Source organism: Pedobacter sp. (assembly GCF_035566355.1).
Taxonomy (GTDB): domain Bacteria; phylum Bacteroidota; class Bacteroidia; order Sphingobacteriales; family Sphingobacteriaceae; genus Pedobacter.
In genome coordinates this window covers 1-9,877 of sequence record NZ_DATMRL010000046.1, presented here as the reverse complement: position 1 = coordinate 9,877, position 9,877 = coordinate 1, and the positions used below count along the sequence as shown (strand labels likewise).

The window sequence follows — 9,877 nt, the reverse complement described above, 5'->3', positions numbered from 1 at the left end:
TTGGAGAAACTAGAAGGGAACTTTATGGAAGATGCTGCGTTTAGCCATACCCGGGTTCCGTCTGATAAGGTGATTTGGTACTGGCCACCTTTTGGGGTTGATACTGTTAATGGCTCTGATTGTTCAGTTCCTTTTTGAGCTGGGATAACAGGGCTGCCGTCATTATAGGTAAGTTCGGAATCCTCAATTACAATACCGCCTTTAAGGCTGTTCAGGTTAAGCCTTTGACCGTTTGCCAAGGTTACAATTGCCTTATTGCTTCCTGGTTTAAGATCGTGAAGCGCTAAATTATAGGCGGATTTCTTTTTGATCTGTACCTGTATATAGAAGTAAAGGCCGGTACTTAAGATCAGGAACAGCGAAGCTGCTACCAAAAGCCCTTGTTTTAGTTTTTTATGTTTGATTTGCGGCTGCAGGGTTGTCGTCATCTCCTTAATGGAGAGGAGATCCTCATGCAATTCTTCTGCCGTCAGGGCTATTGGGATATCTTTATTCCATTGGGCATACCAGCTTTCTAAAAAAGCAATTTCTGTGGCTGTGCAGGTGCCTTTATGGTATTTTTGTAAAAGTTGGTCTATTTCCTCTTGTTGCATCATATTAGCGGTGGAAGGAGCGTACCTTCCGCATTCAAAGATTAAAGACGAAGCAGAATGGCCTTGGGGGTAAAGGAAATAAAAAAAAATTAAAGGGATAGAAACAGTAAAGAACCAAATTTAATGCGAAGTACTTTTAAAGCATTGTTTACAGTGCTTTTTACAGTTTGTTCAGAAAGGTCTAGCTCCTTCGCAATTTCCTGATGACTAAGGAATTTCTTTCTGCTCAATTCAAAAATCTGTCGGGTGCGTTCCGGGAGGTTTGCTATTTCCTGGTCTATAAGTGCTGTAAGCTGGTTTTGCCTAACCAGGTGATCTGTGGTAACCAGTCCGGTTTCTGCGAAATGCTGGATGGATTGCGTATAGGAAACCTTTAATTTCTGTTTGGCAAGGAGGTCGAATATTTTATTTCGAACTGAGGTGTACAGGTAACCGGAGAGCGTTGTTTTAAAGTTAATCTCTCTGCGTTTAATCCATAAGACCGTAAACAATTCGTGAACAATATCTTTGCATTCTTCCCTTGATTGAAGCCTTTTGAAAGCATGAATGTATAAAGCCGCATGATAGCGATGGTAAATTTCAGTATAAGCCAGCCTGTCATCAGACTTAAGCAAATCTGTTAGTTCTTGATCATTATGGCTTTTATATGACATTTTTGTTTGGGTATACTAACCTACATAAATATTAATTCTCCTCCAAAATAAAAAGATCTTAAGAAGCGGAAATTGGATGGGGAATTGTTCGGGAAATTGTTCGGAAAATTCTGTACAGCCGCTTCAAGACTAACGATATCAGGTCCGCTGAAGGAGCGGACAGATCTCTGAGGTCTTTCCGCAGCGTACGAGATTTTCCGTAGCAAATTGCAGAGGAGGGAGGTGACCGGTATGGAGCAGAGATAAATTATTTTAATCATCTTCTTTTGCATTTAATCCGGTCTGCACCCAGAAAAATATGTTTTTATGATCGAACATCAGGACCTGAAGCTCTTCGCGGAAGGTCCAGAGAGATAAAAAAACATATTTTTAAAACAAAACCGTCAGATAATCGGCAATCTTATTTGTAATTGCTGCGGTTAACCAATTTAACAATATCATTGACCCATATCTTGCGGCCTTCTGTCCGGATAATCTGTTCATTTTTAAATTCTTTCAGTAAACGGATCACATTTTCTTTAGCAATACCGGCCATATTTGCCAGGTCTGCTCTGGAAAGGTTGATGCTGGGTTCTTCGCCGGCGGGGGTTCCTGTTTTTGATTTTTCGCGGATCAGAATGAGGGCTAGGGCAAGTCTTTCGGCTGCAGTCCCCTGGCTGGAGACAGAAAGGTTATTGGTTAATACACTGTATTCGTGACTTAATGCTTTCAGCAGGCGTCTTGCAAATGTGGTGGACTGTTGTAGGATATCCAGAAAGTCTTCTTTTGGTATAAAAGTAATTAGACTTTCCTCAAGCGCTGCTGCCGAATCCGGGTAGCGCTCTTCTGCAAGGATTGCGTGATAGCCAATTAATTCATTTTTATTAGCTACGTAAATAATTTGTTCTCTGCTGGCCGGCCCGTTTTTGTATTTTTTGACTTTACCCTGGTGGATGAAATAAATACCTGAAGGCACCATACCTTCTTTAAAAAGAATCTCGCCTTTCTTGTACTTTTGTGCGCCTTGTTTGGTGATCAGGGACTGATATTCTGCTTCCGTAAGGGCATTAACTACCGTTTGGGTGCTGAAATTCCATTTCTCTATGGGGAAGATTCCTGATAAGCTCATGTAGCAAAGATACCGTTATAAGGATGCTTTTAAAATGGCAGGTGATTAATGTTTAATCAAAAGTTTTAGCTTTTGGTCAAAACCGCTGCCGGTAAGTCTATAAGAAGTGGGAATTTCGTTTTCATCGACATGGTAGGTAACCAATCTGGTTCCTATTGGTTTTTCTTCGAGTATTTTATACAGGTAGTTTGCGTAGTAATTGTAAAGGCTTGGAGAGTATTGTATGCTGTTGTCAATTCTTCCATAACTAGATAAATTTTCGGCAAAGGAATTGAAGAAATAAATGCCGTTATAGTCTTTTAAATTGATCTCTGTGAAATCTCCATGGGTAAAATGGACATTACTCAATCCTGAAATCTTTTTTAATCGTTGTGAAATGTGGTAAAGATTTTTGCGCTGTTCTATTCCATAGAATTCTGCCTCCGGACAATAATGAGCTGCAGCAATGCAAAATTTACCGGCACCACTGCCGATATCAATAATTTTACTTCCAGGTTGGGGAGCAAGGAAGGTCGCTGCAACTTTGATAATATTCAGTGGACTCCAGTGAATTTTGGATAATTTTTGTATTCTGGATGAAAATTGCAGGTCGAATGTTTCGTCGTTTTGGTAAAGGTTTAAGTTCGGTGATGAGGTGTTCATTTATTATCTCTTTAGAAGAGCGCTTTCTTTGAACGAAAATAAAGGGTTATGGAAGTGAATGTTGTGTTAGAAGATCAGTGTAAAAGATGATATTTATCATGTTTTAATTTTTGGTATCAGTTGTTATTTATATTTGATGTCTATGTTTACGGTTAAAAAAGAAGAAGATTTTATCAGACAATGCCGGTTGAATTCCAATGCCTGTATTGCAAAAAAAGATGTTGATGGTGTTTCTAAATACTGGATGCCTGATTTCGTCCAGGTGGCTGGTGATGGCAGTCATACCATAGGTAAAGCCCTTATTGCCGCCGACTGGAAATATATGTTTTCCCGGAGCAGTCCTGTATTTGAACGTTTGCCCGATGAAATTGTAGTTGGAGAAGCGGGAGATTTAGCATGGGAGAAGGGGAAATGGGTTTATAAAAATGATAAGTACTGGGGGAACTACTCTGCAATGTGGCGAAAAGTTAAAGGCAAGTGGCTTACACAGTGTGAATTGTATGTGTCTTTAAACAAGTAGTTTAATAGGGTCAATTGCGCAAGATCCGGGTTTTTAAGCCGATATTATGAGGCTAATTTTGTGTCTTCAATAATTGATATGATGATACAAAGTTTAGATGAACGCCTGGAAGAAAAAGACTGGAAAAGCCTTTCCGGAGAATTGCACGATAAAGGTTTTGTGCTGGTAAAAAACGTACTTCTTAAAGAGGAATGCAAACAACTAATAGAAAATTATAGCTTCGCGGATGCCTACCGTAAGACCATTACGATGGAACGGTATCGTTTTGGAATTGGTGAATATAAATACTTTCAGTATCCTTTGCCCCCCTTGATTACCAGTATACGGGAAGCAGTATATGCTAAAATTGCACCTGTGGCTAATGTCTGGATGGACGAATTAAATATTGATCAACGATTTCCACTTATACACAAGGAGATGAAGAAGCGTTGTGCGGATCACGGACAAACAAAACCCACTGTTTTAATTCTAAAATATGGAGTTGGGGGATTTAATACTTTACACCAGGATTTGTATGGAGAGATTTATTTTCCAATACAATTGGTGTTGTTCTTAAATAGTATTGAGGATTATACAGGTGGCGAGTTTGTTTTAACTGAACAAATTCCAAGAGCACAATCTAAAGCAAATGTACTTCGTCCCGACCTTGGTGATATGCTTTTATTTACAACGAACTTCAGGCCGGTTAAAGGTACAAAAGGTTATTACAGGGTGAATATGAAACATGGTGTGAGCCCGCTGCACAGCGGTGAGCGGCATAGTCTTGGGATTATTTTTCATGATGCCTTGTCCTGATCGGAAATAAAAGTTAAAGATAAAGAAAGGGATGTCGCATCCACGCACATCCCTTTTCTAACCAAATATAAACTGTATGAACGAGTTTCTCTTTTTATGCTTTTTTTACGAGCATCCATCTATGTCTTATCCTTGTTAATCTGGCAGAACAAAATAATTGTAAATTATTCAGCTTTCCGGATCTGGATAAATAGGTAATTATCAAGGCAATGATCATAAGCAATTATTTTACCAATCCTGCAAAGCGCTGATAAAATGCGGTTGGACTGTTTTCTGTTTTAGGTTCATATTTGCCGGCTATAATAGGCAGGTAAATAACTCTTCGCCGGCTTGATTCTCCGGTGACGGATGATTGTGCCACCCGATGCCATAAACGTCCGTCATGTACAGTTAAATCTCCTGCAGCCGGTGTAATGGCCAGTTCACTGGCATCCGCATGGTTATCCAGAAAATACTTTTTTCTGAAAAGGAGGTTGTACAAACTTTGCTTATGCGTTCCTGGCAAAATTCTTAGTCCGCCATTCTTCAGGCTTAAGGTATTCAGATGAATTCCGATATTTAGCATAGGGTTTAGTTTTAAACCCTGAAAAATGTCGCGTAAGCCATCCGTATGCCAACCCATTTGAGTAAACTTACTTTCCTCGCTATTCACATAGTGATTGAGTACCATGCCGTCCTTTTCTTCTGTTCCCAGTCTTGCACCCGGGGCAATAAGGTTTAACAAAACTTCCAGCCGTGGATCTTGTGCCAGTTCAGCAAACAGAGGATGCTGTTGATTTAAGAAGGCAAAACGCTGTACTATTGGAGATCCATCCAGGTCTTTCCCGTATTTTACCGGAATACCATTAACCTTAACTTTATTGATTTTTATCCATTCCGACTGGACTTGCTCAGATGCCCGGATCACATCCTGAACAGTCTCTGTTTTTATAAAGTTTTTGAAGTGGATAAAGCCATTTTCATTGAAGAAGTCTTGTTGTTCAGTGGTGATTTTATGACCTAGAGTGAATTGTGCATATTGTTGGTTCATGGTTAAAAGGATTTGGGTTTAGAAAAAGATAAGATGGGCCAGCCGCTGGTTAGGCCGGTTAGAAGAGATTAATCAGTAAAGAACAAAGATTAACAACAACAGCAACAACCGGTCCCTTTGAGAAGGGACATTCGCATGGTACATGCAGTGTGGTTGTGGTTGATTTGATCCATTGAAATAAAGTCTACTTTATTAGTAGACTTTACAAAAGTATAAAATTATTTGATATAAAGAATTTATTTGAAAATAAATTTTTATTCCTTGTATAAGCCGGCTGCAACTTTCTCTATTAGTGATTTAGGAAGGTGGGTGGCACCAAAAGCAGAAATCCAATTGATGAAGCCTGGTATAATTTCTGCTTTTTTGTTAAACATTCCTTTTAAGCCTGCTTTGGCAACAGTTTCGGGTGACATGTTAAATTTATCTGCCAGCTCTGCAAAGGCGTCCAGACCTGCTCGGCTGGCAAACCCTGTATTGGTAGGTCCAGGGCAAAGGCAGCTTACAGAAACTGTAGAATATTTTAGTTCATACCGTAATGCGCGGCTAAAAGATAAGATGAACGATTTTGTTGCTGAATAAACAGCCAAACGTGGAACAGCCTGATAGGCTGCAGTACTGGCTATGTTTAATATGAAGGCTTTTTCCTGAAGCTTAAGCTGGGGCAATAAGAGATGCGTTAACTCTACAACTGTATTGATATTGAGCTGGAGCATGTTCAACTGATCTGTTATGGAAAGACCCTCGAATGAACCAAACAAACCATAGCCTGCATTATTAACCAGAATAGAAGGAGCAACAGGTAGTTCCTGAATCCATTTGAACACTCCACCAGAAGCTGAAGATAAAGAAAGATCCAGAGGCAGATAAGAAACTTTTACTTGATGATCGTTTTTAATTTGTGTAGAAAGAAGGGAGAGTTCATCTTCCGATCTGGCTACTAATAAAAGGTGATAACCAATCCTTGCGAGTTCCAGCGCCATTTCTTTTCCTATTCCCTTACTCGCCCCGGTAATTAAAGCATATTTATCCATATTCCATTTTATGGCGAAATATAATGTTTAATTTCCAATACGGATTTTTAAAACAAGAAAAGAGCAACAAAGAAAAAAGGTCTGCAAAGAAATACAGACCCTGTTATGCTAAGCTTTGCTTTTTGCTACTATTTCAGCTTTATCCTCAACAGCTACTTCAGTTGTAATGATATTGCTTAGATTTTTGTTTGCTTTTTTTGCAAGCTTTTTTGATAGTTTATCAGAAGCTCTTTTTAATTCTTTTTTGACTTCCTTTGAATCATGACCAAGCATGTTGATCGCTTACTCAAATTCCTTCAGAATTTTAATGTCTAACTCTTTACGGATCTGTTTTTTCGCAGACTTCGCTGCAAGTCTCTTCTTCTTACTCATGGATAATGTTAATTTACAGCCGCTAATTGACGTAAAATTATCGTTAATTTTATATTATCTTTATGTTAAATAGAGAATTGAAACTTAACATTGAAGTAAGAATCAATAAAAATAATTATACACCAAATTGAGTTAAATGGTGATCCAGATGCTTATAAAACATGTTGTTCCATTCTGTCGAGTTGAGTTGTCCAAAGGAGTGGGATTCTTTATTTTCAAAATGGTTTTCTCCAAGTTCCTGCGTTTTTTCAATATGTTGGATCAATCTGTTCTTTTCTGCTTCAAAATCCCTGATGTCAGTAATTAAAAAAGGAGGGGCTGTTTGTCCATTCTTTTTGAAAGGGGTTTCATTGGTTACAATTTTTTTCACTACATTTTTTAAGATTAACTTCATGAAAAATCCTGGTTTAGGATGTTTGTTTTCTTCATAGACCATTTCATAGGTCACATTACAGTGGGCAAGCATTTGTGCAACATTCATTTTTCCCCAGCTTGGAATGGTATCAGGCGTAAGCTGTTTGACTCTCTGAACAACTTCAACAGAAACATCCTTTTTAAAAATATTAGGTAAGGCCATAGTGACGATTGGTTTTGTTATCTTTGATAAAGATGAACAATTTGCAACGAAAAATAAACTGGAGAATTTTCCCGCATATCATGCTGGCGATTCTACTTTTTTTTGGTTCGCTGAATTCATTTGGTATCATAGCTTCAAGAACTTCTGGCTTTGAAACCAAAGCGATAACTGACCAGCCCGTTCAATCAGAGAGCTTCAAGAAAACCCAGATCTATTACAAGAGTTTTCTGCATCAAAGGGTTTTAATCAAGCTGGCCTATAAAATTCTAAATGTATCTCAGGAGATTTTGTCTTTGATCTATTCTGTAGGAATTCTTGTTAAGTTAATGCTCATGGCAATCCTGATGCTCTTGATTGCATCCTTAGAGACAGAATTCCTTAAAAAGGCATTTTTTATGTTCAGCAGAAGAAATCAGTTCTGTAATCTGTCCTAGTTCCCTTCATTTATTCAAATTTATTAACGGACACTAGCGGCCTGTAGGCCGGTTACATCATTTTCTATGAAACAGTTAAAAAAAATACTGCGTCTTACCGGGCTTGGTATCTTAATTATATTGGCCTCTTTTGGCGTTGGGCTGGGCGGTCCGCCTCCGGTGTTGCCAAAAACGAGAGAGAAAGACAGGATGGAATGGGTAGAAAACAAAGAAGAGAAGGAAAATCCAGATTAGACGAAAAGCCAGGTAAGCACCCTGCAAAAAAAAGATATATCTTTTTTTTGCAGGGTGCTATCGATGCCTTACCTGATGTCTAACTTAAAATTGCTCACACAAGTTGCAAAACCAATCACCAGAATAAGCAAAGCGGCCAACACCCAGATCCATCGCTTTTGAACAATAGCCAGGATGACACAAATAAAAGCGTGGAACCCAGCAAACATAAAAGCTGCAATACCACCATCTCCGCCACCGGTATATATACATAAAATGGAATACACTGCAAAGATACCCAGATTGATACCCAGTATTTTCAAATCACCAGGTTTCTTATTTTGTTGTTGCTCTATCATATACTGACTTCATTTTTAAGAACGTTTAGATACTCCATCTTATCATCCCTGTAGAAAAGATTCATGGTTTCAAAAGGGATGATCTTCATGTCTTTATTAACAATATGCACACAAGATTTTTTTATGGCTCTAACATCAAAATTCTGTGCATCAATAAAGTTCATGATAATAACTCTAAAAAGATTATCATAACTCAATTCAGGTGCGTCAATGGCAGGTAAACAGCACAGAATTGATTTTAAATGTTCATTTGCCACCTCTACAGAATTACCTGTACTAAACATATGCAACAAATGTGGTTTTAAATGCTCATCGTTTTCATATACAATTGTGTTTCTGGAATTGTCCAGCAAATCATTGGGATCAATTAGCCGGGTCAATGGGAAAACATTTCCGCCTAGTTTTAACGCATAGCCCATAACCAGGGCATCTGGATTACATGGAACCGGAAGAAGATCAGCAGCTGTAAATACATCAGTTTGTTCCAGAATAGCCGATCTGACCTCAGTCAAAGTATATCTGTCAGTGGCCTGATTGTAATTTTCCAGGCGACCGGCTTGTTGGGTTGGCTGAAAAGTAACACCCCGGATGCAGGGTTGTTTTAAGGCATACTCGATAATCTCTCCGATTTCATCGGTATTTAACCCTTTCTGCAAGGTTACGACTAAAGTTGTAGATAGGTTATATTTGTTAAGATGTTCAATAGCTTTTCTTCTTACGTCCCTTAAATCTTCGCCACGTAGTTTTTCCAGAGCCTCTTTTTTAAAGGAGTCAAACTGCAGATAGATTTCAAAATCGGGCATATAAGAAGCCAAACGGGCTACAAATTTTTCATCCTTTGCGATCCTGATGCCATTGGTGTTCAGCATGAGGTGTTTTATGGGTTTGCGTTTGGCTATATCCAGGATTTCGAAGAACTGAGGATGTACAGTCGGCTCTCCACCACTGATTTGTACTACATCAGGTTCCCCTTCATTTGCGACAATCACGTCAAACATCTGTTCAATTTCTTCCAGTGTTCGGTGACGGCCATAGCTGGGTGAAGACATGGCATAACAGGTGGGACAGGAGAGGTTGCAGCGGTCAGTAACTTCAATAACGGTTAAGCAGGAATGCTGTTCGTGGTCCGGGCATAGTCCACAATCATAAGGACAGCCAAAATGGGTAGAAGTATTAAATTTTAAGGGAATTTCACTTCTTTTTGCATAATTCCGGCAGCTTTTATAATAGGCAATGTCGGTTGCAATCAATACCCTTTCGCGTCCATGTTTTGGGCAATGCTTAAGCATGTAAACATTATCGTCCTGAAAAACGATCTTAGCATCAATTCTTCTCAGACAGGTACTGCAAAGACTTATGGTGTAATCATAGTAAATGTATGGGCGTTCAGGCATAGGATTTTAGTAGTTTTGAGGGGTTAACAAACAATTTATAATAATATATTAATCCGGCAATACAGGCCAGCTGTATCACAGATAAACCGAAACTAAATACATAATCAGGTTTTATAAACTCCATACAAAAGCGAAAAAAGAGATAAGAAGCAAGCA

The 9,877-nt window shown here is 38.8% G+C and carries 13 protein-coding genes and 1 pseudogene; 4 read left to right on the top strand and 10 right to left on the bottom strand.

From position 1 onward, the window contains the following. The 4 genes and pseudogenes from VNZ46_RS01710 to VNZ46_RS01695 form a co-directional block, all read right to left on the bottom strand. Nucleotides 1-596, bottom strand: a pseudogene (locus VNZ46_RS01710) (hypothetical protein); the annotation flags it as partial. Nucleotides 597-682: 86 nt separating this feature from the next. Next, nucleotides 683-1,246: an RNA polymerase sigma-70 factor gene (locus VNZ46_RS01705; RefSeq protein WP_325558340.1), complete on the bottom strand. Its 564-nt coding sequence runs from the start codon at nucleotides 1,244-1,246 to the stop codon at nucleotides 683-685. Nucleotides 1,247-1,646: 400 nt separating this feature from the next. Then, entirely contained in the window at nucleotides 1,647-2,354 is a 708-nt protein-coding gene (locus VNZ46_RS01700; protein ID WP_199082851.1) for a Crp/Fnr family transcriptional regulator, read from the bottom strand. A gap of 45 nt (nucleotides 2,355-2,399) precedes the next feature. Continuing rightward, a complete protein-coding gene (locus VNZ46_RS01695; protein WP_325558339.1) occupies nucleotides 2,400-2,996 on the bottom strand; it encodes a methyltransferase domain-containing protein in 597 nt (198 codons plus the stop codon). A gap of 142 nt (nucleotides 2,997-3,138) precedes the next feature. Here VNZ46_RS01695 and VNZ46_RS01690 point away from each other — a divergent pair, with 142 nt between their 5' ends. Both VNZ46_RS01690 and VNZ46_RS01685 read left to right on the top strand, forming a co-directional pair. Continuing rightward, nucleotides 3,139-3,516 carry a YybH family protein gene (locus tag VNZ46_RS01690; protein WP_325558338.1) on the top strand — a complete coding sequence of 126 codons (378 nt, stop codon included), beginning with the start codon at nucleotides 3,139-3,141 and terminating at the stop codon, nucleotides 3,514-3,516. Nucleotides 3,517-3,594: 78 nt separating this feature from the next. Next, on the top strand, nucleotides 3,595-4,311 hold the full coding sequence (locus VNZ46_RS01685; protein ID WP_325558337.1) for a 2OG-Fe(II) oxygenase: 717 nt from the start codon (nucleotides 3,595-3,597) through the stop codon (nucleotides 4,309-4,311). Between the two features lie 223 nt (nucleotides 4,312-4,534). On the opposite strand, the gene VNZ46_RS01680 is transcribed toward VNZ46_RS01685, so the two are convergent. From VNZ46_RS01680 to VNZ46_RS01665, 4 genes are all read right to left on the bottom strand, one after another. Then, nucleotides 4,535-5,341: a phytanoyl-CoA dioxygenase family protein gene (locus tag VNZ46_RS01680; protein WP_325558336.1), complete on the bottom strand. Its 807-nt coding sequence runs from the start codon at nucleotides 5,339-5,341 to the stop codon at nucleotides 4,535-4,537. Nucleotides 5,342-5,595: 254 nt separating this feature from the next. Next, entirely contained in the window at nucleotides 5,596-6,372 is a 777-nt protein-coding gene (locus VNZ46_RS01675; protein WP_325558335.1) for an SDR family oxidoreductase, read from the bottom strand. Between the two features lie 108 nt (nucleotides 6,373-6,480). Next, nucleotides 6,481-6,645: a hypothetical protein gene (locus tag VNZ46_RS01670; RefSeq protein ID WP_325558334.1), complete on the bottom strand. Its 165-nt coding sequence runs from the start codon at nucleotides 6,643-6,645 to the stop codon at nucleotides 6,481-6,483. 214 nt (nucleotides 6,646-6,859) lie between these two features. Continuing rightward, a complete protein-coding gene (locus VNZ46_RS01665) occupies nucleotides 6,860-7,321 on the bottom strand; it encodes a DUF1569 domain-containing protein (RefSeq protein ID WP_325558333.1) in 462 nt (153 codons plus the stop codon). A gap of 41 nt (nucleotides 7,322-7,362) precedes the next feature. Between VNZ46_RS01665 and VNZ46_RS01660 the strand changes: the two genes are divergently transcribed. Together VNZ46_RS01660 and VNZ46_RS01655 are read left to right on the top strand one after the other, a co-directional pair. Further along, nucleotides 7,363-7,755 carry a hypothetical protein gene (locus VNZ46_RS01660; protein ID WP_325558332.1) on the top strand — a complete coding sequence of 131 codons (393 nt, stop codon included), beginning with the start codon at nucleotides 7,363-7,365 and terminating at the stop codon, nucleotides 7,753-7,755. A gap of 66 nt (nucleotides 7,756-7,821) precedes the next feature. Next, a complete protein-coding gene (locus VNZ46_RS01655; protein WP_325558331.1) occupies nucleotides 7,822-7,989 on the top strand; it encodes a hypothetical protein in 168 nt (55 codons plus the stop codon). A gap of 68 nt (nucleotides 7,990-8,057) precedes the next feature. Here VNZ46_RS01655 and VNZ46_RS01650 read toward each other — a convergent pair whose 3' ends face one another. Then, nucleotides 8,058-8,327 carry a hypothetical protein gene (locus VNZ46_RS01650; protein ID WP_133777550.1) on the bottom strand — a complete coding sequence of 90 codons (270 nt, stop codon included), beginning with the start codon at nucleotides 8,325-8,327 and terminating at the stop codon, nucleotides 8,058-8,060. Continuing rightward, entirely contained in the window at nucleotides 8,324-9,721 is a 1,398-nt protein-coding gene (locus VNZ46_RS01645; RefSeq protein ID WP_325558330.1) for a radical SAM protein, read from the bottom strand. The genes VNZ46_RS01650 and VNZ46_RS01645 overlap by 4 nt, the downstream gene beginning before the upstream one ends. Between the last annotated feature and the right edge of the window lie 156 nt (nucleotides 9,722-9,877).

Excerpts from the sequence above, each read along its gene's own strand:
- VNZ46_RS01680 (WP_325558336.1), bottom strand. The coding sequence starts at position 5,341 with ATGAACCAACAATATGCACAATTCACTCTAGGTCATAAAATCACCACT.
- VNZ46_RS01690 (WP_325558338.1), top strand. The coding sequence starts at position 3,139 with ATGTTTACGGTTAAAAAAGAAGAAGATTTTATCAGACAATGCCGGTTG.
- VNZ46_RS01675 (WP_325558335.1), bottom strand. The coding sequence starts at position 6,372 with ATGGATAAATATGCTTTAATTACCGGGGCGAGTAAGGGAATAGGAAAA.
- VNZ46_RS01655 (WP_325558331.1), top strand. The coding sequence starts at position 7,822 with ATGAAACAGTTAAAAAAAATACTGCGTCTTACCGGGCTTGGTATCTTA.
- VNZ46_RS01705 (WP_325558340.1), bottom strand. The coding sequence starts at position 1,246 with ATGTCATATAAAAGCCATAATGATCAAGAACTAACAGATTTGCTTAAG.
- VNZ46_RS01695 (WP_325558339.1), bottom strand. The coding sequence starts at position 2,996 with ATGAACACCTCATCACCGAACTTAAACCTTTACCAAAACGACGAAACA.
- VNZ46_RS01700 (WP_199082851.1), bottom strand. The coding sequence starts at position 2,354 with ATGAGCTTATCAGGAATCTTCCCCATAGAGAAATGGAATTTCAGCACC.
- VNZ46_RS01665 (WP_325558333.1), bottom strand. The coding sequence starts at position 7,321 with ATGGCCTTACCTAATATTTTTAAAAAGGATGTTTCTGTTGAAGTTGTT.
- VNZ46_RS01685 (WP_325558337.1), top strand. The coding sequence starts at position 3,595 with ATGATGATACAAAGTTTAGATGAACGCCTGGAAGAAAAAGACTGGAAA.
- VNZ46_RS01645 (WP_325558330.1), bottom strand. The coding sequence starts at position 9,721 with ATGCCTGAACGCCCATACATTTACTATGATTACACCATAAGTCTTTGC.
- VNZ46_RS01670 (WP_325558334.1), bottom strand. The coding sequence starts at position 6,645 with ATGCTTGGTCATGATTCAAAGGAAGTCAAAAAAGAATTAAAAAGAGCT.
- VNZ46_RS01650 (WP_133777550.1), bottom strand. The coding sequence starts at position 8,327 with ATGATAGAGCAACAACAAAATAAGAAACCTGGTGATTTGAAAATACTG.